The sequence below is a fragment of the Pseudomonas sp. P4_B3 genome, from assembly GCF_056402295.1.
In genome coordinates this window covers 34,997-56,709 of sequence record NZ_JBFUHR010000018.1, presented here as the reverse complement: position 1 = coordinate 56,709, position 21,713 = coordinate 34,997, and the positions used below count along the sequence as shown (strand labels likewise).

Below are 21,713 nucleotides of genomic sequence, written 5' to 3'. Positions count from 1 at the left end.
TCTGTACAAAGCAAAACCCCCGGCCTGGGCCGGGGGTTCTGTGATCACTCGTCGAGGAAGGAGCGCAGATGCTCGCTTCTCGTCGGGTGGCGCAGCTTGCGCAGCGCCTTGGCTTCGATCTGACGAATCCGTTCACGGGTCACGTCGAACTGCTTACCAACCTCCTCGAGGGTGTGGTCGGTATTCATGTCGATACCGAAGCGCATGCGCAGAACCTTGGCTTCACGGGCAGTGAGGCCGGACAGGACTTCGCGAGTCGCTTCTTTAAGGCTCTCAACAGTGGCGACATCGATTGGCGACTGCATGGTCGAGTCTTCGATGAAGTCACCCAGATGAGAATCTTCGTCATCACCGATCGGGGTTTCCATGGAGATCGGCTCTTTAGCGATCTTCAATACCTTGCGGATCTTGTCCTCAGGCATTTCCATGCGTTCGCCCAGCTCTTCCGGGGTCGGTTCGCGACCCATTTCCTGCAGCATCTGCCGGGAAATACGGTTGAGCTTGTTGATCGTCTCGATCATGTGCACCGGAATACGGATGGTGCGGGCCTGGTCGGCGATCGAGCGAGTGATCGCCTGACGGATCCACCAGGTGGCATAAGTCGAGAACTTGTAGCCGCGACGGTATTCGAACTTGTCTACTGCTTTCATCAAGCCGATGTTGCCTTCCTGGATCAGATCGAGGAATTGCAGGCCGCGGTTGGTGTACTTCTTGGCGATGGAGATCACCAGACGCAAGTTAGCTTCAACCATCTCTTTCTTCGCGCGGCGGGCCTTGGCCTCACCGATCGACATGCGACGGTTGATGTCCTTGATCTCGGCGATGGTCAAACCGGTTTCGGTTTCCAGCGCGGTCAGCTTCTGCTGGCAACGGATGATATCCGGCTGCAGACGACCAATGGCTTCAGCGTATTTGCCTTTGCCTTTGGCCAGGGCGTCACTCCAGCTTTCGTCGACTTCGTTGCCCGGGAACTGGCGCAGGAAGTCGGCACGCGGCATGCGTGCATCACGAACGCAGAGCTGCATGATTGCGCGCTCTTGCTGACGCAGGCGATCCAGGGCACTGCGAACACGCTCGACCAGGCCTTCGAATTGCTTCGGCACCAATTTGATCGGCATGAACAGCTCGGCCAGGGCCAACAGCTCGGCAATTGCTGCCTTGTTGTTGCGACCGTGCTTTTTCAGCGCCTTGCGGGTGATTTCCATCTGATCGGCCACAGCGCCAAAGCGCTGTGCAGCGATGACCGGATCCGGACCGCTTTCGGCTTCTTCCTCGTCATCCGAGGCTTCACCGTCTTCGTCGTCGGAATCGTCATCCGCCTTGACGGCTTTCGCGTCAATTGGCGGCGGCACTTCTGCCGCAGGCGGCGCGATGCCGTCGTCCGGGTCGATATAACCGCTCAGGACGTCGGACAGGCGGCCACCTTCGGTGGTGACGCGGGTGTACTCGGAGAGAATATGATCAACCGTGCCAGGGAAGTGCGCGATTGCGCTCATCACCTCACGGATGCCCTCTTCAATACGCTTGGCGATTTCGATTTCGCCTTCACGTGTGAGGAGCTCCACCGTACCCATTTCGCGCATGTACATGCGCACCGGGTCGGTAGTGCGACCAATGTCGGTCTCGACCGCAGCCAACGCTGCAGCGGCCTCTTCGGCTGCGGCTTCGTCGGTATCGGCGTCGGCCAGCATAAGGGAATCCTTATCTGGCGCAACCTCGAACACGTTGATCCCCATGTCGTTGATCATGCGGATGATGTCTTCCACCTGTTCCGGATCTGAAATATCCTCCGGCAGGTGGTCGTTGACCTCCGCGTAAGTCAGGTAGCCCTGCTCACGACCAAGTGTGATCAACTCTTTGATACGAGACTGCTGTTGCGCTTTTCCGGACATAACACCCTATCCACTGAAGGTCTTGGCGGGCAAAAAACAAGCCGAGGATTATACCTGAGCTATGACCTCACGCGCCAGTTGAGGTCGGGTTTGTTGCGGAAACATTGCGACTCAAGAGATCGCGCAGTTGATTTTTCTCTTCGCTGGTCAATTCGCTTTGACGCGCTTTTCGCAGAAGTTGTTCCAGGTTTCGCTCGCGTTGGCGGGCTGACAAGCTAGTAATGGTGTCGAAAAACTGTTGTTCAAGGTTATCTCCGTCAATCAGCCATTCCTTTTCGGCCAGCGCCCTGAGCAAACGGCCTTGTTCTGTGCCGTGCCAACGCGCAATCAGTTGAATTGAGTTTAGCTTGGGATTCTTCTGCACGGCTTCGAGCAGCGCCACCAGCAATTGTGTGTTGGTGTGATCTTCGGCGGCGAAGTGCCCGGCATCCTCGACTTTTTCCGCCAGTTGCGGGTGATGCAGCAACGTGCGCAAGGCGGCGAGGGTTGGCGGTTCTACGGCGGCGGGCACCCGTGGCGCGCGGGGTTGATCGCGATCACCGCCTCGCTTGCCATTCTTGTCCCATGGTTTCTTGTCCCATTTCTTGCCTCCTGCACCGGGCTTCTTCGGCGTCCATTCTTGCTGCGGCACATACATTTCCTGTGCCTGCGGCTGATGATAGTCGCTGTAATCGGGCATTGCGTCGTAATCGATGCCCGGGTCGTAGGCCGGCGGTGCTTCTTGCGGGGCGCTTTGTGCCAGCTGGCTCACCGCTTCGCCGCTAAGGCCGGTGATTTCGCTCAGGCGCTGACGCATCAAGGTGCGCAGGTTGGCACCGGGGACTTTGTCGATCAGTGGCGCGGCGAGGGTGGCCATGTGGGCCTTGCCCTCGAGCGAGCGCGGGTCGGCTTCTTCCGTCAGCTGCTGGAAGAAATAATCGGCCAGAGGCTGCGCGTGCTGGTTGATCCGTGCGCGGAAGGCATCGGTGCCTTCGGAGCGGACCAGGGTGTCCGGGTCTTCGCCTTCGGGCAGGAACAGAAAGCGTGCGCGACGACCGTCCTGCAGGCTCGAAAGTGTCGCCTCCAGCGCCCGCCATGCCGCATTGCGGCCGGCCTGATCGCCGTCGAAGCAGAACAGCACGCTGGGCACGACGCGAAACAGCCGCTTGAGGTGTTCCTCGCTGGTAGCGGTGCCCAGGGTCGCAACGGCATTGCGCAGGCCTTGCTGGGCCAGGGCTATGACGTCCATGTAACCCTCGACGACGATGATCTCGTCGAGGTTGCGGTTGGTCTTGCGCGCTTCGTACAGGCCGTAGAGTTCCTGGCCTTTATGGAAAACAGGGGTTTCCGGGGAGTTCAGGTACTTCGGCTTGTCGTCGCCCAATACCCGGCCGCCGAAGGCGATGACGCGCCCGCGACTGTCGCGGATCGGAAACATCACGCGGTCGCGGAAGCGGTCGTAACGTTTACCGCTTTCGGCGTTTTCGATCAGCAGGCCGGCATCGATCATGGCTTTTTGTTGCAGGGTATCGCTGCTCAAGTGCTTGAACAGGTTGTCCCAGCCGGGTGGAGCAAAGCCGAGGCCGAAGTCCCGGGCGATTTCGCCGGTCAGCCCGCGACCTTTCAGGTAATCCACGGCGGCCTTGCGCGATGGATGACTTTTCAGGGCCTGGCGATAAAAGTCGGCAGCGGCGCTGAGTAGTGGATACAGCGGCGAATCGGTCGGCTGTCGCGGTTTGTGCGGGCGGCCGCTTTCTTCGCGGGGGATTTCCATGCCGGCGGCTTTGGCCAGCTCTTCGACGGCCTGGACGAAATCCAGGTTGTCGTGGTCCATGATGAAGCCGAGGGCGTTGCCGCCAGCGCCGCAACCGAAGCAGTAATAGAACTGCTTGTCGGGGCTGACGCTGAACGATGGAGTCTTTTCCTTGTGGAACGGGCAGCAGGCGGTGTGGTTCTTGCCGGCCTTTTTCAATTGCAGGCGCGAGCTGACCACATCGACGATGTCGGTGCGGTTCAGAAGGTCGTCAATGAAGCTCTGGGGAATTAACCCGGCCATGGCGTTCTCGTCATCTGCGCTGAAAGGAACCCGAAACGTGCGGCGATCGAACGCGGTCATTGTTTGAGGCGCGCAAAGTGTGCGGCTCGACCAGTGTCGTCTGCGTAATCGCTGTCGGGAAGTGTATCTGCCGAAAATCCACTGACGTTAATGCTAATCAGTATTCGACTGTTTGAATGTGTTGCGCTGAATCCGCTGTGGCCAATCATAGGCCCCGGATAGCTCATCATCTGGCACGCAAGCAGGTGCCTTGGGCTGATCGTCGTGAGAGGAATCAGTGGGTGTGCTCGTCAGTAGCCTTGAAAGGCTCGTCAGAAAAGACGTGCACCGCTGGCAAAAGAGCCAGGTCTGACGCGGTGAAGCAGATTTGTCTCGGTCGCGTCTGCGGCTTTGACAGTGAAGCATCAAGCGTTTTACGCAAATGCCATAAGCCCGGCTGAAGGCCGGGCTTGGCAGAAGCTTGCTACGATCGTCTGTGTATTAGTACAGACGAACGGCGCGGCGCTGTTCGCGCTGAACTTTCTTGGCGTGACGCTTAACAGCGGCTGCTGCTTTGCGCTTACGCTCAGAAGTTGGCTTCTCGTAAAATTCGCGGCTACGAACTTCAGCCAGTACACCGGCTTTTTCGCAGGAGCGCTTGAAACGACGCAGAGCTACGTCGAAGGGTTCGTTCTCTTTTACTTTGACGGCTGGCATCCAGAGCTACCTTCATTCATTACCGGGGTCAACATCCTCGCGGCAAAAGAGCACTTGAAGACGTCGGTTTTTAAGGGTTGCGGATGTTAACCCCTCAACGCTCGGAATGCAAAGCCTCTGATCGAAAACCGCTGGTCGGGGCATCACGCGACGACTATTATGCGCGCCTTCGAATTCAGCCTAAACAAGGCGCAAACCCATGCTAGTACTGGGATTAGAAACCTCCTGCGACGAAACCGGTGTCGCATTATATGACAGTGAACGCGGCCTGCTGGCCGACGCATTGTTCAGTCAGATCGACCTGCACCGCGCCTATGGTGGCGTGGTGCCGGAGCTGGCTTCGCGCGATCACGTCAAACGCATGCTGCCCTTGATTCGTCAGGTGCTGGCTGAGGCCGACTGCGTGCCGACCGAGATCGATGCGATCGCCTACACCGCGGGTCCTGGCCTGGTCGGTGCCTTGTTGGTAGGGGCTTCCTGCGCTCAGGCGCTGGCCTTTGCCTGGGGCATTCCGGCTCTTGGCGTGCATCACATGGAAGGCCATTTGCTGGCGCCGATGCTGGAGCCGCAACCGCCGGAGTTTCCGTTCGTCGCTTTGTTGGTGTCGGGTGGTCATACGCAACTGGTTCAGGTCGACGGAATTGGTCAGTACACGCTCTTGGGCGAGACCCTGGATGACGCCGCTGGCGAGGCCTTCGACAAGACGGCCAAGATGATGGGCCTCAATTATCCCGGCGGACCGGAGATCGCTCGCCTTGCAGAACTGGGTGTTGCAGGACGTTTCGTCTTCCCGCGTCCAATGTGCGACCGCCCGGGCCTGGATTTCAGCTTCAGTGGCTTGAAAACCTTCGCACTGAATACTTGGCAACAGTGCGTCAGCGCCGGGGACGACAGCGAACAAACCCGTTGCGACATCGCGCTGGCATTCCAGCAGGCCGTGGTGGAGACTTTGACCATCAAGTGCAAGCGTGCCCTGAAGGCCGCCGGCATGAAGCGCCTGGTGATTGCAGGGGGCGTCAGTGCCAACAAGGCGTTGCGCACTTCCCTGGAGAAAATGCTTGGCGACATGAAGGGTGATGTGTTTTATGCCCGTCCGCAGTTTTGCACCGATAACGGCGCGATGATCGCCTTTGCTGGCTGCCAGCGCTTGCAGGCCGGTCAGCAGGAAAGCCTGGCGATCAGCGTGCAGGCACGCTGGCCGATGGAGCAGTTGTCCGCATTGTGATGAGCGGCGCTCATGTCCGGCTGCTAGAAATGCCGTTCGCGCCCGGCAAACAGGTCGCGTAGATTGCCGCGATGACGCCAGACGATCAGCCCGGTGAGCGCGCTCATGGGCAGCAGGGCGGCCGGTTCTTGCCAGGCCAGCAACGGCAGGCTCAGCGGTGTGGCGATGAGGGCGGCCAGGGAGCTGGTGCGGGTCAGGTAGAACGTCAAGAGCCAGGCGCAGACCGCCAGAAGGGCAGCGGGCGGGTACAGTCCCAGCAACATGCCCGCAGCGGTGGCGACACCCTTGCCGCCGCGAAAGCGGAAGTACAACGGAAACAGATGGCCGATGACGGCATAGACGCCGATCCAGGCCTGTTCCTGCTGCGAAAGGCCCGCAAGGCGCGCAATCAGTACCGGCAGCAGGCCTTTGCAAAGGTCGCCGAGCAGGGTCAGGATGGCGAGTTTCTTGCCGGCCAGGCGCAACATGTTGGTGGCGCCGGCATTGCCCGAGCCACTCATTCGCGGATCGGGGTTGCCGGTCAGGCGGCTGAGCAAAATGGCAAAGGACAGAGAGCCGAGCAGGTAGGCGAGGATCGCCAATAACCAAAACATGCTAACTATTCCGGGCGAGGAAGCCCTGATTCTAACGGCGCATTGCGCCCTTGTCGTGTAGCGGAGAGAAGTGCTTGGACAGAGTGTTTATCGAGGGCCTGGAAGTCGACACGGTGATTGGTGCCTACGATTGGGAACGAGGCATCCGGCAGTGCTTGCGTCTTGACCTGAGCTTCGCCTGGGATAATCGCCCGGCCGCAGCCGGTGATGACCTGACCCTGGCGCTCGACTACGCCAGTGTTTCCTCGCGCATCCAGGCGTTTGCCGAGCAGGCGCAATTCCAGCTGGTGGAAACCTTTGCCGAGCGCCTGGTTGAAGTGCTGATGAGCGAATTCAAGATCACCTGGATGCGCATCAAGCTGACCAAGCCAGGTGCGATTCCTGCCGCCACCGGCGGCGTGGGCGTGGAGATCGAGCGCGGATGTCGCTGACTCAGGTGTACCTCGGGCTCGGTAGCAATATCGAGCGTGAAGCCCATTTGCGGGCGGGGCTCGATGCATTGGCGACATTCCTTGTCGATATCCGCTGTTCGGCGGTGTTCGAAAGCCAGCCGGTGGGCATCAAGAGCGGGCCGTTCTTCAATTTCGTGGTGTCGGCGTATACCGATCTGCCGCTGATGGAGCTTGATCGTCGACTGAAGTTCATCGAGGCGGATAACGGTCGTTACGCACCGGATCGCCGAGGTTTGCCGCTGGATATCGACGTGTTGTTGTTCGGTGATCTGGTGGGCAACTTCGATGGACTGATCTTGCCGCGGGCAGAAATTCTGAAAAATGCGTTCGTTCTGTGGCCGTTGTCGTTGATAGCGCCGGATCGCGTGCACCCGGGCGCAGGCAAGAGCTTTGCGACCTTGTGGGCTGAAGCGCAGATTGATCAGGTGTTGGCGCCAGTGGCTTTCGAATGGCGTGGTGAGCAGCTGACGCCTTCAAATTTGTTGTGACAGTTTTGACGCCATCGCGGGCAAGTCGGATCGCCGCACCGCCGCTCCGACTTGCCCGCGAAGCTTTTCAGGTCGATGCACTTTCCTTGTAAGCCTTCAGCGCCTTCAGGCGCTCGCGCTTGATCGCCTCACCGAGTTCCGGTCCCTTGAATCCCTTTTCCAGCAGCGGCTGGACCGCCACGCTACGAGCCGCAGTTGCCGCGCCGCGCAAATAATCCGCCTGTGGATAACTTCTTTCTTCCAGCCCTTTGCGCCCCCGCGCATCCATCTCGCATGCCGCGATGAACTCCTCGAACCGCTGTGGCCGACGGTAAATGTCGAAGCTTTGCAGCAAGTCCAGCAATGTCGATGGCTTCAGCTCAAGGGCGCGATGCCCGTGGGTGTGATACTCGCCCACCAGCAGCGCCAGTTCCTGGCAGTCTCTCGGCACCTTGAAGCGTTCGTTGATCGCTTTGATCAGCTTCAGGCCTTTGCACTCGTGGGCAATGTGTCGCGGCCATTCTTTCTCTGGCGTCAGGCCTTTGCCCAGGTCATGCAGCAGGGAGGCCCAGCGCACGGTCAGCGGCTGTTTGTACAACGCCGCTTGCTGCAACACGCTCAGGGTATGCGCGCCTGTATCGATTTCCGGGTGATGGGCCGGGGGTTGTGGTACGCCGAACAGCGCGTCGACCTCGGGCATCAGTACCTTGAGTGCGCCGCATGCGCGCAAAACCTCAACAAACACTTGTGGCTGATCTTCCATCAGGGCGCGGGAAATTTCCTTCCAGCTGCGCTCCGGGGTCAGCGCCTCAAGCTCGCCTGATTCGCTGAGTTGGCGCATCAGCGCCAGGGTTTCCGGGGCGACGGTAAAACCCAGCGTCGCGTAGCGCGCCGCGAAGCGGGCAACACGCAGGACCCGGAGCGGGTCTTCGGCAAATGCCGGGGAAACGTGGCGAAGCAGGCGTGCTTCGAGATCGCGCTGGCCGTGGTACGGGTCGGTCAGGTTCTGCTGATCGTCTTCAGCCATGGCATTGATGGTCAGGTCGCGACGGATCAGGTCTTCTTCGAGGGTGACTTCAGGGCTGGCGTGAAAAGTGAACCCGCCGTATCCGCGCCCGCTTTTGCGCTCGGTGCGGGCGAGGGCGTATTCCTCACCGCTTTTGGGATGAAGGAACACCGGGAAATCCGCGCCCACCGGGCGAAAGCCCTTGGCGAGCATCTCTTCGGTCGTCGCGCCGACCACGACCCAGTCGATATCGGTAACCGGTTTGCCCAGCAGGCGATCGCGTACCGCACCACCGACTTTATAAATCCGCATAAAAAACCTCCGTTAGCTCGACAGGATAACCGTTGCATCGAGCTTTCGGAGGCACAAACCGGATCAAAGATGGATGACGGCCAGGTCCAGGCGGCCGTAATCGCCTTCGCTGTGCTCGCTTCTGGGCGGCACATGATGGGTTTTCATGACCTGATCGCCCTGCAGGGTTTCCAGGTGAATGTCGAAACCCCAGAGGCGGTGCAAGTGCTTGAGCACTTCCTCGGTGGACTCTCCCAGCGGTTTGCGGTCGTGCTGTTGGTGGCGCAAGGTCAGAGAACGGTCACCACGCCGGTCGATGCTATAGATCTGCACGTTGGGCTCGCGATTGCCCAGGTTGTACTGTGCCGCGAGAGTTTCACGGATGATGCGGTAGCCTCCTTCGTCGTGAATGGCGGGCACCAGCAGGTCGTCCTTCTGGTCGTCATCGAGAATGCTGAACAGCTTCAGGTCGCGGATCACCTTGGGCGACAGGTACTGCAGGATGAAGCTCTCATCCTTGAAGCTGCTCATGGCGAACTTGATGGCTGCCAGCCAATCTGTGCCAGCAATTTCCGGGAACCAGTGGCGATCTTCCTCGGTGGGTTCTTCGCACATGCGCCGGATGTCCCGGTACATGGCAAACCCGAGAGTGTAGGGGTTGATTCCGCTGTAGTAAGGGCTGTCGAAGCCCGGCTGAAAGACCACGCTGGTGTGGGATGTCAGGAACTCCATCATGAAGCCGTCGGTGACCAGGCCCTCGTCGTACAGGTCGTTCATCAGGGTGTAGTGCCAGAACGTGGCCCAACCTTCATTCATCACCTGGGTCTGACGCTGTGGATAAAAATACTGGGCGATCTTGCGCACGATGCGCACGATTTCCCGCTGCCATGGCTCCAGCAGCGGCGCGTGTTTTTCGATGAAGTACAGGATGTTTTCCTGAGGTTCGGCGGGAAAGCGTGCGTTGTCCTTGTCGCTGTACTTGTCCGCGCCCTTGGGAATGGTGCGCCACAGATCGTTGATCTGTTTCTGTAGATGTTCTTCCCGGTCCTTTTGCCGGCGACGTTCTTCTTCCGCGGAGATCGGATAGGGGCGTTTGTAGCGGTCGACACCATAGTTCATCAGTGCATGGCAGGAGTCGAGCAGGTCCTCGACCGCGTCGATACCGTGGCGCTCTTCGCATTGCATGATGTACTGCTTGGCAAACACCAGGTAATCGATGATCGAACTGGCGTCGGTCCAGGTGCGGAACAGGTAATTGCCTTTGAAAAAGCTGTTGTGCCCGTAGCAGGCATGGGCCACCACCAGCGCCTGCATGCAGATGGTGTTTTCTTCCATCAGGTAGGCGATGCACGGGTCGGAGTTGATCACGATCTCGTACGCCAGGCCCATCTGGCCGCGTGTGTAGGACTTTTCGGTGCTGAGGAAGTGCTTGCCGTAGGACCAGTGGTGATAACCCAGTGGCATACCGACCGAGGCGTAGGCGTCCATCATTTGCTCGGCGGTGATCACTTCGATCTGGTTGGGGTACGTATCGAGTGCATAGCCAGCCGCAATACGACTGATTTCGCGGTCGTAGGCCTGGATCAGCTCGAACGTCCATTCGGAGCCGGTGGAAATGGGTTGGCGTTTCTGCTCTTTGGCGGTCATGTCACTAACCTGCGCTGGAAGAGTTCACGGAAGACCGGATAGATATCCCCGGCCGAGACCAGTTGTTGCTGGGCAAAAGTGTCGGAAAAGGCTTCGGCGATGCGCTCGTACTCGAACCACAGGGCCTGGTGTTCGCGCGGGGTGATCTCAACGTAAGTGTAGTACTGCACGAATGGCATGATCTGGTTGATCAGGATGTCGCGGCAGATCGGAGAGTCGTCGTTCCAGTTATCACCGTCGGAAGCCTGGGCGGCGTAGATGTTCCACTCGTTGCTCGGATAACGCTCGGCCATGATCTCCTGCATCAGTTTCAGGGCGCTGGAGACGATGGTGCCGCCGGTTTCCCGGGAGTAGAAAAATTCCTCTTCATCCACTTCGCGGGCGCTGGTGTGATGGCGGATGAACACGACGTCGATCTTTTCGTAGTTCCGCTTGAGAAACAGGTACAGCAGGATAAAGAAGCGCTTGGCGATGTCCTTGGTCGCCTGGGTCATCGAGCCGGACACGTCCATCAGGCAGAACATCACGGCCTTGGAACTGGGGTTGGGTTGCTTGATGAGCAGGTTGTATTTGAGGTCGAATGTGTCGAGAAATGGTATGCGGTGGATGCGCGCGCTGAGTTTTTCGATTTCAGCTTCTATTTCCTGAATATCGCCGAAGTTGTCTGGTTCTTCCTGCTTGAGTCGCAGAAGTTCTTCCTTGGCTTCGCGCAGTTTTGCCCGGCTGCTGCCGGACAGGGCGATTCGCCGGGCGTGGGCTGAACGCAGGGTGCGGATGATGTTGATCCGCGACGGGTTGCCCTCGTTGCTGATCCCGGCCCGCACGGTCTTGAAGGTATCGGTGCCGGTCAGGTTGCGCTTGACCAGGTTGGGCAGTTCGAGATCCTCGAACATGAATTCGAGGAATTCTTCCTGGGTGATCTGGAAGACGAATTCGTCCATCCCTTCGCCGGAATTACCGGCCTTGCCGGGGCCTCTACCGCCACCGCCTCCCGGTGGGCGGGCGATATGTTCGCCGCTGGTGAATTCCTTGTTGCCCGGGTGCACGACCGTTTGCTTGCCGCCGCGACCGTGGTGGAGCACCGGCTCGTCGATGTCGCGGCCGGGAATGCTGATTTGTTCGCCGTGTTCCATATCGGTAATGGAGCGCCGGCTGACCGCCTCTTCGACAGCCTTTTTGATGTGATCACGGTAGCGCCGCAGAAACCGCTGGCGGTTCACCGTGCTCTTGTTCTTGCCATTGAGACGTCGGTCGATCACATAGCTCATGACTGCTCCTTAGAAGCTGTCCTGAAAGGGGCGAGCGGTGATGCAGCAAGGGACTGAGAGCCAAGGGATGTACGACGCTCCCCCAAGCGCTGTGGATGCTGCTTGAACTCGCTACCGACTTTCGAACACCTTCCAGAGGCTTGTGTAACAGAAAATGCATACACAGGCCTCTGGCTGACGACAACCGGTCTGACCGGCAGCGGTTTATTGTGATTTTCTGACCCGCAGGTACCACTCGGACAGCAGTCGCACCTGTTTGTCTGTGTAGCCCCGCTCGACCATCCGTGTGACGAAGTCGTTGTGTTTCTGCTGGTCCTCTTTGCTGGCCTTGGCATTGAAGCTGATGACTGGCAGCAAGTCCTCGGTGTTGGAGAACATTTTCTTCTCGATGACCACCCGCAGTTTTTCGTAGCTGAGCCAGGTCGGGTTCTTGCCGTTGTTGTTGGCCCGGGCGCGCAGGACGAAGTTGACGATTTCGTTGCGGAAGTCCTTCGGATTGCTGATGCCGGCCGGTTTTTCGATTTTCTCCAGTTCTTCGTTCAACGCTACGCGGTTGAGGATCTCGCCGGTTTCCGGGTCGCGGTATTCCTGGTCCTGGATCCAGAAGTCGGCGTACAGCACATAGCGATCGAAGATGTTCTGGCCGTACTCGCTGTAGGACTCGAGGTAGGCGGTCTGGATCTCCTTGCCGATGAATTCGATATAGCGCGGTGCCAGGTACTCCTTGAGGAAGCGCAGATAGCGTTCGCGGGTCTCCGCCTGGAACTGTTCCTGTTCGATCTGTTGTTCCAGCACGTAGAGCAAGTGCACCGGGTTGGCGGCGATTTCGTGCGGATCGAAGTTGAACACCTTCGACAGGATCTTGAACGCGAACCGGGTGGAGAGACCGTTCATGCCTTCGTCGACACCGGCGTTGTCGCGGTATTCCTGGATCGACTTGGCTTTCGGATCGGTGTCCTTGAGGTTCTCGCCGTCGTACACGCGCATCTTCGAGTAGATGTTGGAGTTTTCCGGCTCCTTGAGGCGCGAGAGCACGGTGAACTGGGCCAGCATCTTCAGGGTATCCGGCGCGCAATGAGCCTTGGCCAGCGAGCTGTTGAACAGCAGCTTGTCGTAGATCTTCACTTCGTCACTGACCCGCAGGCAGTACGGCACTTTGACGATGTAGATCCGGTCGATGAAGGCTTCGTTGTTCTTGTTGTTGCGGAAGGTATGCCATTCCGATTCGTTGGAGTGGGCCAGCAGGATCCCGGTGAACGGAATCGCACCAAGACCTTCGGTGCTGTTGTAGTTGCCTTCCTGGGTAGCCGTCAGCAATGGGTGCAGCACCTTGATCGGTGCCTTGAACATTTCGACGAATTCCATCAGACCCTGGTTGGACCGGCACAGTGCGCCCGAGTAGCTGTAGGCATCGGCGTCGTTCTGTGGGAATTCCTCCAGTTTGCGGATATCGACCTTACCCACCAGTGCCGAGATGTCCTGGTTGTTTTCATCGCCCGGTTCGGTCTTGGCCACGGCGATCTGGTTGAGGATCGACGGATAGAGTTTGACCACGCGGAACTGGCTGATGTCGCCACCGAATTCGGCCAGGCGTTTGGTGGCCCATGGCGACATGATGGTGTTGAGGTAGCGCCGTGGAATGCCGAAGTCTTCCTCGAGGATCGCGCCATCTTCGGTGGCGTTGAACAGACCCAGGGGTGATTCGAAAACCGGCGAGCCCTTGATCGCATAGAAGGGTATTTTTTCCATCAGTTGCTTGAGCTTCTCGGCCAGGGACGATTTACCGCCACCGACGGGGCCAAGCAGGTAGAGGATCTGTTTCTTCTCTTCCAGGCCCTGAGCGGCGTGGCGGAAATACGATACGATCTGGTCGATGCATTCTTCCATCCCGTGGAAGTCTTCAAAGGCCGGATAGCGGCGGATCACCTTGTTGGAAAAGATTCGCGACAGTCTCGAGTTGGTCGAGGTGTCGAGCAGCTCCGGTTCTCCGATGGCCAGCAGCAGACGCTCGGCGGCGGAAACGTAGGCGCTGCGGTCCTTTTTGCACAGCTCCAGGTACTCTTGCAGAGAGAGTTCTTCCTGGCGTGTGGACTCGAAGCGTTGTTGGAAGTGGCTAAAGATACTCATGACGTCACCTCGCTCGATACGTGGAGCCGACGCCGGATCACTCAGTCGATGCTGGCAGCAACCGAACAGGCGGTTGCTGTTTACCCCCCAGAACTCCCTCAAGGCTTACCGCCCCGAAAGCTACTCCCGATGACCCGTGCGCCGGTGTACCGGCTCTCCCCTGTTTTGGATGGCCTGCGCTTAAGGATAGTTGGGAATTCGGCAGGTAAAGGCGAGATACGAAATTGTTTGTGGCAGACCGTTCGTCTGCCACCGCGCCAGCCCGCGGGAGCCGGGGCCTGCAACGTTACAAAAAAATTATTCGGAGGTGCCTTGTGCGGTTTCTGCTGGATACGTCGTACGCCACAACTCAAATCCGCCATCCATGCTGTAGACGTCGGAGAAGCCCTGGCTGATCAGGTAGGCGGCCGCGCCCTGGCTGGAATTGCCGTGATAGCAGACCACCACGGTCGGTGCGTCGAGGTCGGCACCCTGGATGAAAGCGTGCAGGGAATGATTGTCCAGATGCTTGGAGCCTGCGATGTGCAGGGCGGCAAAAGTGACCGGGTCGCGGACGTCGACCACCACCGCGCCTTGTTCGCGCAGGGCCTGGGCCTGTTCCGGGGGGATACGTTTGAATTCGCTCATGGCGGGCTCCTGTGGCTCGGCTGAATGGGCAGTCTAGCGCGGGGCGCCGGCTGACGATGTTTGGGGAATGGATAAGGCGACTGGCGGCACGACATGACCGTGTTCGTCGCATTTGCACGAAAGGCGCTCACCGCTGTCGACGTTCATCAGGGTCAGGGCGCCGCCCCAGACGCAACCGGTGTCGAGGGCCGAGATGCCCGGCTCGTCGCACTTGCCTTCCAGTGCTGCCCAGTGACCGAAGATGATTTTCACATCCCTGGTCTTGCGCTCCTTGTGCTGGAACCAGGGCTTGTAGCCGGCGGGCGCGGTATCGAGGCCTTCCTTGCTCTTGAGGTCGAGTTTGCCTTCGGCGGTGCAAAAACGCATGCGCGTGAAATAGTTGGTGATCGCCCGCAGGCGCGTCACGCCTTTGAGGTCGTTGTCCCATTTCGCCGGATCGTTGCCGTACATGCCATCGAGGTAAGGCGGCAACAGGTTGTCGTCACGCAAGGCAGTCTCGACTTCGGCAGCACACTTCAAGGCTTTGCGCAGCGACCACTGGGGTGGAATGCCGGCATGGACCAGTGCAATGTTGCGCTGTTCGTCGTAGTGCATGAGCTTTTGCTGGCGCAGCCATTCGAGCAGTTCGGCGCAATCCGGCGCTTCAACGATCTCGCGCAGGGTATCGGCCTTCTTCAGGCGCTCGATGTTGCGTCCGGCCGCCAGCAGGTGCAGGTCGTGGTTGCCGAGCACGCACACCAGCGATTCGCGAATGCCGTAGAGGAAGCGCAAGGTTTCCAGAGACTGCGGGCCGCGGTTGACCAGGTCGCCCACCAGCCACAGACGATCCCGTTGTGGGTCGAACGCCACTTGTTTGAGCAGGCATTGCAGGGCTTGAAGGCAGCCTTGCAGGTCACCAACCGCGTACGTCGCCATCAGTGCAGGGCTCCGGGCACCGCCAGGCGGAAGGGCGCGATGATGGCATCGAAATGTTTGCCGTCGTCGGAAAGCATCTGATAGGTGCCTTGCATGGTGCCGACCTTGGTGGTCATGACCGTGCCGCTGCTGTAGGTGTGGCTCTTGCCGGGGTCGATCAACGGCTGCTGACCTACTACGCCTGCGCCGCGCACTTCTTCGACATGCCCGTCACCATCGGTGATGACCCAGTGCCGTGAAAGCAGTTTGGCGGGCATTTCGCCGTTGTTTTGCACGGTGATGGTGTAGGCGAAGGCAAAGCGGTCGTGCTCGGGTTGCGATTGTTCTGCCAGATAGCGGGTGACGACGCTGACGTCGACCTGATAACGAGGATCGGACATGCAAGGGGCCTTAAAAACGAAGCGGGACGCGGGGCGTAGCTGATGGGTTCAGTCTAGGCCAAGTATCGGGTAGTAGACCAGAGTGGTGTCCTACCCGATAGCGCTTATCGCCTGTCAGACTGCAACTGGCGTTTGTGGCGCTTGCTCGCTGAGCTTGTCGGCCAGACGCACGAAGGCGGCCAGGTCGAGTTGCTCGGGACGCAGGCTGCCATCGACGCCGGCGGCTTCGATTTCGGCATTGCTCAGCAGCAGCTTGAGGGTGTTGCGCAGGGTTTTGCGGCGCTGGTTGAACGCTTCGCGCACGACGCGCTCCAGCAAGCGGTGATCCTTGGCCGGGTGCGGCAATACCGCGTGGGGCACCAGGCGCACGATGGCCGAGTCGACTTTCGGTGGCGGGTTGAACGCGCCTGGGCCAACGTTGAACAGGTGCTCGACCCTACAGTGGTACTGAACCATGATCGACAGGCGGCCCCAGTCACCTCCACCAGGACCGGCAGCCAGGCGCTCGACCACTTCCTTTTGCAGCATGAAGTGCATGTCGCGGATCAGGTGCGAGTTGTGCAACAGGTGAAAAATCAGTGGCGTGGAGATGTTGTACGGCAGGTTGCCGACCACGCGCAGGCTACCTGGCGCGGCATTCAGGCTGTTGAAGTCGAACTTCAGTGCATCGCCCTGATGCAGATTGAAGTTGCTCCTGCCGGCAAACTGCTGGTTGAGGATCGGGATCAGGTCCTTGTCCAGTTCCACCACGTCGAGTTGCGCGCCGCTGCTGAGCAGGCCTTGCGTCAGTGCGCCCTGGCCCGGGCCGATTTCCAGCAGGCGGTCTTCTGCCTTGGCATGAATGGAACGCAGGATACGGTCGATAACGCCGGCATCGTGCAGGAAGTTCTGGCCAAAGCGTTTGCGCGCCTTGTGTTGGTATTGCTCGGTCATAAACGGGTCTCGGCCATCTGGTAGGCGGTTTCCAGGGCGACTTGCAGGCTGCCGGTGTCGATCTTTCCACTGCCGGCCAGGTCCAGGGCAGTGCCGTGGTCGACCGAGGTGCGGATGATCGGCAAGCCGAGGGTCACGTTGACTGCTGCGCCAAAGCCTTTGTACTTCAGCACCGGCAGGCCCTGGTCGTGGTACATCGCCAGCACCGCATCGCAGTGCTCCAGATATTTGGGGGTAAACAGAGTGTCGGCGGGCAGGGGGCCGCGAAGGTCCATGCCCTCGCCGCGCAAGCGCTCTAATGTGGGTTCGATGATATCGATTTCTTCATGGCCCAGGTGTCCGCCTTCGCCGGCATGGGGGTTGAGCCCGCAGACCAGGATACGTGGCTGGGCGATGCCGAATTTGTTTTGCAGGTCGGCGTGCAGGATTCGCGTGACGCGTTCCAGGCGCTCCGGCGTGATTGCATCGGCAATCTCGCGAAGGGGCAGGTGAGTGGTCACCAGGGCCACGCGCAAGCCACGTGTGGCCAGCATCATCACCACTTGCGCGGTGTGGGTCAGGTCGGCGAGGAATTCCGTGTGCCCGGAAAAGGCGATGCCGGATTCGTTGATCACGCCTTTGTGCACCGGCGCGGTGATCATGCCGGCAAAATCCCCGCTCAGGCAGCCCTGGCCGGCACGGGTCAGGGTTTCCAGAACGAAGGCAGCGTTGGCCTTGTCCAGTTGCCCGGTGACGACCTTGGCATTGAGCGGTGTATCCCAGACATACAGGCTGTTGGCTGGCGCGGGTACATCCGGCCAGTTGTCCGGTTTTACCGGCAGCAAGTCGACAGCCACGCCCAGTTGCGCGGCCCGCTCAGTGAGCAGGTCGCGGCTGGTAATGGCAATCAGGGGGTGGGGCTGGGCTTGGGAGGCGAGCAGCAGGCACAGGTCAGGACCTATGCCGGCTGGTTCACCGGGTGTCAGCGCGAAACGTTGGGTTTTCACTGCGCTGCCTGGTCGGCGCCAGGGAGTTTGATTTCCACGTACGCTTCATCACGGATCTGACGCAGCCAGGTTTGCAGCTCTTCGTCGTATTTGCGGTTACGCAAAACGGTCATTGCCTGTTGCTCGCGGGCCTGTGAGGTGCTGTCGGTGGCGCGACGGCCAAGGACTTCCAGGACGTGCCAGCCGTATTGAGTCTGGAACGGCCTGGACAGCTGACCTTGCGGGGTCTTGGCCATCACTGCGCGGAACTCGGGCACCAGCGCGTTCGGGTCGATCCAGTTCAGGTCGCCGCCGTTGAGGGCGGAACCCGGGTCTTCCGAGTAGCTTTTCGCCAGCTCACCGAAGTCTTCACCAGCCGCGATACGGCTGTAGAGCGACTCGGCCAGGGCCTTGGTTTTCGCTTCGTCGCGGATCGGGCTCGGTTTGACCAGGATGTGGCGCACATGCACTTCATCGCGCATCTGGGTCTCGCCGCCACGCTTGTCGAGAATCTTCAGGATGATGAAACCACCCGGGGTGCGCATTGGCTGGGTGACATCACCCACCGGCATGGTGCTCAGCAGCCGATCGAACGGCGGAGGCAGTTGAGCGGCCTTACGCCAGCCCATGTCGCCACCTTCCAGTGCGGTTTCGCTGGCGGACTTGGCGATGGCCAACTGACCGAAGTCAGCGCCTTGCTTGAGTTGCTGGTAAATCGCATTGGCCTGTTTGGCTGCATTCTGAATCGCGTCGGAGTTGGCGCTTTCCGGCGTAGGAATCAGGATGTTGGCCAGGTGGAACTCTTCGGACAGCTGCATTTTGCCCAAGTCGGACGCCAGGAAGTTCTTCACTTCCTGCTCGGAGACCTGAATGCGTTCGGCAACCCGACGCTGGCGCACACGGCTGATGACCATTTCGCGGCGAATCTGCTCACGCGCGTCGTCGTAGGACAGGCCGTCGCGAGTCAGGGCGGCGCGGAACTGCTCGACTGACATGTTGTTGCGCTGGGCAATGGTGCCGACAGCCTGGTTCAACTCTTCATCGGTAATGCGGATGCCAGAGCGATCGCCGATCTGCAATTGCAGGTTTTCGACGATCAGGCGCTCAAGTACCTGCTGCTCCAGCACACTGGCCGGCGGCACGGCAGAGCCACGCTTGGCAATGGTTTGCTGAACGTCATGAACGCGCTGGTCCAGTTGGCTCTGCATGACCACGTCGTTGTCGACGATGGCCACCACCTTATCGATGGACTGTACGGCGGCACTGGCCGCCGTGCTCAGGAACAGCGCGCCCAGCATCAGCGGGCGCAGACAATCAGAAAGCTTGGTCTTCACGTTCACGATAACCTTGAATGCCTTTGTCGAGGAAGCTCTCTGCCTTGGCGCCGGTGAGGCCGCCGAGTCCCTTCAGAACAATTTGGAGGAAGACGCCATGGTCGCCTTTTTCGTTTTGCGGTGCTTGCTGGCTGAACTCGTCATAATCAACGAAGTAGCGGTTGATCAGGCGCAGTTTCCAGCAGCAACTGTCGTACTCGAAACCACCGAAGGCTTCCAGGGTACGGTTGCGGTTGTAGTCATACTGCCAACGGCTGATAGCGCTCCATTGCGGCACGATCGGCCAGATCACCGAGAAGTCGTGCTGCTGGATCTTGTAGTAATCCTTCACGAAGCCAGGCTGGCCAGGGGTGCCGTAGTCACCGCCGAACTGCCATTTACCGGTGTTCTGGTTATAGATCACCTGGTCGTTACGATAGCGATAGCCAACGTTGACGACCTTGTTCGGGTTGTCTTCAGGCTGGTAGTGGAACATCGCGCTGCCCGAACGAGGGCTGCGGCTGTCCGGGTCCCAGTTGTAGTCGGCCGTGGTACGCCAGTCGCGGTTCCAGCGATACTCGTATTCCAGTGCATATGGGGAAACGCTGGCTTTGGCGTCGTCACGGTCGTTGAAGTTCACGCCTGGCAACTGGACTTCACGGTCCTTGAAGTACAAGGCCTGGCCGACACTGATGCGTTGACGCTCGAAACCGTTGTCTTCGATCCAGCGGCTGGTCACACCCAGGGACAATTTGTTCTCGTCGCCGACACGGTCGGAACCGGAGAAGCGGTTGTCACGGAACAGCGATGCAAAGTTGAAGGTGTTTTCGCTGGTGTCGAATACCGGGATGTCTTCCTGGTCGACTTCAGGCACGTACAGGTAGAACAGGCGCGGCTCGAGGGTCTGGCGGTAGTTCTTGCCGAAATACTGGGTATTGCGATCGAAGTATAGGCCGCTGTCGATGCTGGCGATCGGCACGCCGCGGTTCTTGTTGCTGTCGAAGGTCCCGCTGAGCTTGTCCTGCTCTGCGCTTTGCGCGGCGATCTGCGCCTTACCGGTGTTGTCCAGATCCAGTTGGTACTGGGTGTACTGGTACTTGAGCGTCGGTTTCAGGAAGCCGTAGGTCCAGTTCAATGGCAGGCTGACAGCCGGAGCCAGGTTGAGTCGGTCGCCATTGGCGCGAGCCAGACCTTGAATGTTGTTATCAAGACGGGGAGAGCCGACGCCGTCTTCGTCAAAGTATTCCCCGTTCTGCAGATCCCGGTCAAACCGTACGACTTCGGTGTTGTACGTGAAATCCAGGCCTTCCGGATGATAAGGCAGCATACCGTCGAGGGTTATCTGCGGCAGGCGGTCGTACGGCGTAATGTTCGAAACGGTCGCCAGCTGAAAGGCCTGGGCATTTACGCGAGCGGTATAGCTGTCGCCGCGATAGGTGACAGAGCCCTGCTGGTTCACGTAGTCCTGGCTTTTCACGCCAATCTGGTCGGTCTGCAGATCCTGGAAGTAATACGGATCGCTGATCTTGGTGTAGTCGACTTGCGTGAGCACTCGCGAGTCGAGACCACCCTTGTGCTGCCAGTTGTACATGTAGCGGGTTTTTTCGGCGTCTGACTGTTTGTCGCGCTCGTCGCTTTCGTCGTTGAGGTACGCCGCGCCGAACTGGCCTTCGCTGGACTTGGTCAGGTAGCGGAATTCGCCTTCCATCAACAAGCCGTGCTTTTCCATGTAGCGCGGGTACAACGTGGCATCGTAGTTCGGCGCCAGGTTGAAGTAGTACGGGGTGACCAGCATGAAGCCGGTATCGCTGCCGGTGCCAATGGTCGGCGGCAGGAAACCGGACTGGCGACGGTCGTCGATCGGGAAATAGATGTACGGCGTGTACAGGACCGGAATGTCCTTGACCCGCAGCGTCACGTTGGTCGCCGTACCGAAACCGGTGGCCGGGTTCAGGGTGATGTTGTTGCCCTTGAGCTGCCAGGCGTTGCTGTTCGGTTCGCACGTGGTGTACGTACCATCCTTGAGGCGGATGATCGCGTTCTCGGCACGTTTGGCGTACAGCGCATTACCGCGGATACGGGATTTGTGCATCACGTATTCGGCGTTGTCGACCTTGGCTTCACCGGTGTCGAGCTGCACGTCGGCGTGGTCGCCGACGATCAGTGCGCCGTTGTCGCGAATGCGCACGTTGCCGTTCAGGTCGCCACGGCTCTCGGCCTGGTACAGGTTGGCTTCGTCGGCTTCGACCTGCATGCTGCCCTGGCGCATGACAACGTCGCCGGCCAGGGTCGCGACCTGCTCATCCTGCTTATAGCGGGAGGCTTTTGCGCCGATAAAGGTTGGAGCGTCACTTTTATCCGTCTTGTCATCCATGCCAGGACGAATCGGTTCGATATAGGAACCAGAGCAATAAGGACCGGTTTCGGCCAATTGTGCGGCGGTGAGCTGCTCGCGGGGAACCCAGTCGAGGTGACTGTAGTCTGCGCTACGCGACTTCAGGCCACGGCCTTTGGACTCGGTGACCAGCACCGGCTTGGCGCCAGTGTCTTGGCTGGAACCGTTCTCGGCCGGGGCTTCGCCGGTGGCGGAAACTGCGCTGCCATCATGAACGGGACGCGGTGGCAATGCAGCCGCCGGCGACTTTGGTGCACAGTCCCAGGAACCCGAAGCAGAGACTGAGCAGTCAAACTGTTCCGCGGCGACCACGTAGGAAGTGGCAAGGGGTTGCAGCGCCAGCAAACTGCCGGTAACCAACAACGGAAATTTTTTACGAAACGCGGGGGATTTCAATGCCATCTTATTAGTCCGGGCTTCCTGCGTGCCATCTGCCCGCGGTGTGGGCCGCACGCCTCTCGATGGTCTGAAAAAGATGCTGGATAA

18 protein-coding genes are annotated in these 21,713 nt (G+C 59.4%); 3 read left to right on the top strand and 15 right to left on the bottom strand.

Going from position 1 to position 21,713, the window contains the following annotated elements:
* Positions 1–44 precede the first annotated feature (44 nt).
* The 3 genes from rpoD to rpsU form a co-directional block, all read right to left on the bottom strand.
* Positions 45–1,892 carry an RNA polymerase sigma factor RpoD gene (gene rpoD, locus AC1DWG_RS20570; protein WP_477754896.1) on the bottom strand — a complete coding sequence of 616 codons (1,848 nt, stop codon included), beginning with the start codon at positions 1,890–1,892 and terminating at the stop codon, positions 45–47.
* A 67-nt stretch (positions 1,893–1,959) separates the two neighbouring features.
* Positions 1,960–3,927 (bottom strand): DNA primase, encoded by a 1,968-nt coding sequence (dnaG, locus tag AC1DWG_RS20565; protein ID WP_223460320.1) that lies wholly within the window; start codon positions 3,925–3,927, stop codon positions 1,960–1,962.
* A gap of 480 nt (positions 3,928–4,407) precedes the next feature.
* Complete coding sequence (rpsU, locus tag AC1DWG_RS20560; RefSeq protein WP_002551877.1) at positions 4,408–4,623, bottom strand: 30S ribosomal protein S21; 216 nt, start codon at positions 4,621–4,623, stop codon at positions 4,408–4,410.
* Between the two features lie 199 nt (positions 4,624–4,822).
* On the opposite strand from rpsU, the gene tsaD reads away from it, so the two are divergent.
* Complete coding sequence (gene tsaD, locus AC1DWG_RS20555; protein WP_477754895.1) at positions 4,823–5,848, top strand: tRNA (adenosine(37)-N6)-threonylcarbamoyltransferase complex transferase subunit TsaD; 1,026 nt, start codon at positions 4,823–4,825, stop codon at positions 5,846–5,848.
* A gap of 23 nt (positions 5,849–5,871) precedes the next feature.
* On the opposite strand, the gene plsY is transcribed toward tsaD, so the two are convergent.
* Positions 5,872–6,441: a glycerol-3-phosphate 1-O-acyltransferase PlsY gene (gene plsY / locus AC1DWG_RS20550; protein ID WP_477754894.1), complete on the bottom strand. Its 570-nt coding sequence runs from the start codon at positions 6,439–6,441 to the stop codon at positions 5,872–5,874.
* A gap of 74 nt (positions 6,442–6,515) precedes the next feature.
* Here plsY and folB point away from each other — a divergent pair, with 74 nt between their 5' ends.
* Both folB and folK read left to right on the top strand, forming a co-directional pair.
* On the top strand, positions 6,516–6,872 hold the full coding sequence (gene folB, locus AC1DWG_RS20545) for a dihydroneopterin aldolase (RefSeq protein ID WP_477754893.1): 357 nt from the start codon (positions 6,516–6,518) through the stop codon (positions 6,870–6,872).
* A complete protein-coding gene (folK, locus tag AC1DWG_RS20540) occupies positions 6,863–7,381 on the top strand; it encodes a 2-amino-4-hydroxy-6-hydroxymethyldihydropteridine diphosphokinase (protein ID WP_477762846.1) in 519 nt (172 codons plus the stop codon). The genes folB and folK overlap by 10 nt, the downstream gene beginning before the upstream one ends.
* A 67-nt stretch (positions 7,382–7,448) precedes the next feature.
* Here the strand turns inward: folK and AC1DWG_RS20535 are convergent, their stop codons facing one another.
* The 11 genes from AC1DWG_RS20535 to AC1DWG_RS20485 all read right to left on the bottom strand — a co-directional run bounded on the left by AC1DWG_RS20535 (position 7,449) and on the right by AC1DWG_RS20485 (position 21,629).
* Complete coding sequence (locus AC1DWG_RS20535; RefSeq protein ID WP_477762845.1) at positions 7,449–8,678, bottom strand: multifunctional CCA addition/repair protein; 1,230 nt, start codon at positions 8,676–8,678, stop codon at positions 7,449–7,451.
* 63 nt (positions 8,679–8,741) lie between these two features.
* Positions 8,742–10,304: a SpoVR family protein gene (locus tag AC1DWG_RS20530; protein ID WP_477754890.1), complete on the bottom strand. Its 1,563-nt coding sequence runs from the start codon at positions 10,302–10,304 to the stop codon at positions 8,742–8,744.
* Positions 10,301–11,572, bottom strand: coding sequence for a YeaH/YhbH family protein (locus AC1DWG_RS20525; RefSeq protein WP_007993202.1), 1,272 nt, complete (start codon positions 11,570–11,572; stop codon positions 10,301–10,303). Before AC1DWG_RS20525 ends, AC1DWG_RS20530 begins: the two co-directional genes overlap by 4 nt.
* 204 nt (positions 11,573–11,776) lie before the next feature.
* Positions 11,777–13,699, bottom strand: coding sequence for a PrkA family serine protein kinase (locus AC1DWG_RS20520; RefSeq protein WP_108216905.1), 1,923 nt, complete (start codon positions 13,697–13,699; stop codon positions 11,777–11,779).
* Positions 13,700–13,996: 297 nt separating this feature from the next.
* Positions 13,997–14,326, bottom strand: a complete 330-nt coding sequence (gene glpE / locus AC1DWG_RS20515; protein ID WP_477762844.1) for a thiosulfate sulfurtransferase GlpE — start codon at positions 14,324–14,326, stop codon at positions 13,997–13,999.
* 33 nt (positions 14,327–14,359) lie between these two features.
* On the bottom strand, positions 14,360–15,241 hold the full coding sequence (locus AC1DWG_RS20510; RefSeq protein WP_477755970.1) for a symmetrical bis(5'-nucleosyl)-tetraphosphatase: 882 nt from the start codon (positions 15,239–15,241) through the stop codon (positions 14,360–14,362).
* The gene (gene apaG, locus AC1DWG_RS20505; protein WP_007980214.1) at positions 15,241–15,621 is read right to left on the bottom strand and encodes a Co2+/Mg2+ efflux protein ApaG; all 381 of its coding nucleotides are present in this window, start codon (positions 15,619–15,621) and stop codon (positions 15,241–15,243) included. The genes AC1DWG_RS20510 and apaG overlap by 1 nt, the downstream gene beginning before the upstream one ends.
* A gap of 114 nt (positions 15,622–15,735) precedes the next feature.
* Complete coding sequence (gene rsmA / locus AC1DWG_RS20500) at positions 15,736–16,554, bottom strand: 16S rRNA (adenine(1518)-N(6)/adenine(1519)-N(6))-dimethyltransferase RsmA (protein WP_477755972.1); 819 nt, start codon at positions 16,552–16,554, stop codon at positions 15,736–15,738.
* Complete coding sequence (gene pdxA / locus AC1DWG_RS20495) at positions 16,551–17,540, bottom strand: 4-hydroxythreonine-4-phosphate dehydrogenase PdxA (RefSeq protein WP_477762843.1); 990 nt, start codon at positions 17,538–17,540, stop codon at positions 16,551–16,553. Before pdxA ends, rsmA begins: the two co-directional genes overlap by 4 nt.
* A complete protein-coding gene (surA, locus tag AC1DWG_RS20490) occupies positions 17,537–18,853 on the bottom strand; it encodes a peptidylprolyl isomerase SurA (protein WP_477755974.1) in 1,317 nt (438 codons plus the stop codon). Before surA ends, pdxA begins: the two co-directional genes overlap by 4 nt.
* A complete protein-coding gene (locus tag AC1DWG_RS20485; RefSeq protein ID WP_477788276.1) occupies positions 18,834–21,629 on the bottom strand; it encodes an LPS-assembly protein LptD in 2,796 nt (931 codons plus the stop codon). Before AC1DWG_RS20485 ends, surA begins: the two co-directional genes overlap by 20 nt.
* Between the last annotated feature and the right edge of the window lie 84 nt (positions 21,630–21,713).

Bases quoted from the DNA above. Each gene is read 5' to 3' on its own strand.
- rpsU (WP_002551877.1), bottom strand. From the start codon at position 4,623: ATGCCAGCCGTCAAAGTAAAAGAGAACGAACCCTTCGACGTAGCTCTG.
- AC1DWG_RS20530 (WP_477754890.1), bottom strand. From the start codon at position 10,304: ATGACCGCCAAAGAGCAGAAACGCCAACCCATTTCCACCGGCTCCGAA.
- AC1DWG_RS20510 (WP_477755970.1), bottom strand. From the start codon at position 15,241: ATGGCGACGTACGCGGTTGGTGACCTGCAAGGCTGCCTTCAAGCCCTG.
- rsmA (WP_477755972.1), bottom strand. From the start codon at position 16,554: ATGACCGAGCAATACCAACACAAGGCGCGCAAACGCTTTGGCCAGAAC.
- folK (WP_477762846.1), top strand. From the start codon at position 6,863: ATGTCGCTGACTCAGGTGTACCTCGGGCTCGGTAGCAATATCGAGCGT.
- glpE (WP_477762844.1), bottom strand. From the start codon at position 14,326: ATGAGCGAATTCAAACGTATCCCCCCGGAACAGGCCCAGGCCCTGCGC.
- AC1DWG_RS20525 (WP_007993202.1), bottom strand. From the start codon at position 11,572: ATGAGCTATGTGATCGACCGACGTCTCAATGGCAAGAACAAGAGCACG.
- AC1DWG_RS20520 (WP_108216905.1), bottom strand. From the start codon at position 13,699: ATGAGTATCTTTAGCCACTTCCAACAACGCTTCGAGTCCACACGCCAG.
- dnaG (WP_223460320.1), bottom strand. From the start codon at position 3,927: ATGGCCGGGTTAATTCCCCAGAGCTTCATTGACGACCTTCTGAACCGC.
- AC1DWG_RS20485 (WP_477788276.1), bottom strand. From the start codon at position 21,629: ATGGCATTGAAATCCCCCGCGTTTCGTAAAAAATTTCCGTTGTTGGTT.
- apaG (WP_007980214.1), bottom strand. From the start codon at position 15,621: ATGTCCGATCCTCGTTATCAGGTCGACGTCAGCGTCGTCACCCGCTAT.
- rpoD (WP_477754896.1), bottom strand. From the start codon at position 1,892: ATGTCCGGAAAAGCGCAACAGCAGTCTCGTATCAAAGAGTTGATCACA.
- AC1DWG_RS20535 (WP_477762845.1), bottom strand. From the start codon at position 8,678: ATGCGGATTTATAAAGTCGGTGGTGCGGTACGCGATCGCCTGCTGGGC.
- plsY (WP_477754894.1), bottom strand. From the start codon at position 6,441: ATGTTTTGGTTATTGGCGATCCTCGCCTACCTGCTCGGCTCTCTGTCC.
- tsaD (WP_477754895.1), top strand. From the start codon at position 4,823: ATGCTAGTACTGGGATTAGAAACCTCCTGCGACGAAACCGGTGTCGCA.